1 protein-coding gene is annotated in these 621 nt (G+C 35.4%); it reads right to left on the bottom strand.

Annotated elements, in window-relative coordinates; genetic code table 11:
• Positions 1 to 102: 102 nt before the first annotated feature.
• Positions 103 to 621 (bottom strand): REP-associated tyrosine transposase (locus VB776_RS24505; protein WP_323699476.1); only part of this gene is annotated, 519 nt, incomplete at its 5' end.

Here is a 621-nt window from a genome sequence, read left to right on the forward strand (position 1 = left end):
ATTACCCTCGCTCGGCGTAGTGTTTCACTACGTCGTTGTGTACTGCAATGTTACATTGCAAAAATGCAAAGCATTTTAAGTTTGTCGAATAGCAAAACTTTATTAAAGAAAATCTATTTCAATGAGGCTTCTCAATCCTGCATAATTTCTGGCACTACTGTATAACCAGTCTTCGGGTTTTTCTACAAAACCTGCCCGTACTGGATTATTATGAATATAATCTAATTTTTGTTTGGTAAAATCTGCTCTGATGCATGAAATAGCATGATTTTCATGCGTCCAAAATTGGTAAAAACTACTCCTTACATTACTCCTTGCGGCAAATTCAAAGCGTTTAAGCATCCAATCTCTACGGCTTTCTGGTTCTGTTGCTATCGCCTTTAAAATTTGTGATGCCGTAAATTTTTTAAAATCTCTGATAACATTTGATAAATTTGCTTCCTTTGCCATTGTTAGCAAATGTACATGATTGGTCATTACTACATAAGCATAGATTTGTAAGCCTTTTTCTTTTCTACAATAATCTAAGCTATTGATGATGATGTCTCGATGGTTTTTCCTGCTGAAAACATCCACCCAATCAACCACTTGGAGTGTTAAATAGTAAAGACCAGCTTGGTC

It is taken from the genome of Arcicella gelida (assembly GCF_034931025.1).
GTDB lineage: Bacteria > Bacteroidota > Bacteroidia > Cytophagales > Spirosomataceae > Arcicella > Arcicella gelida.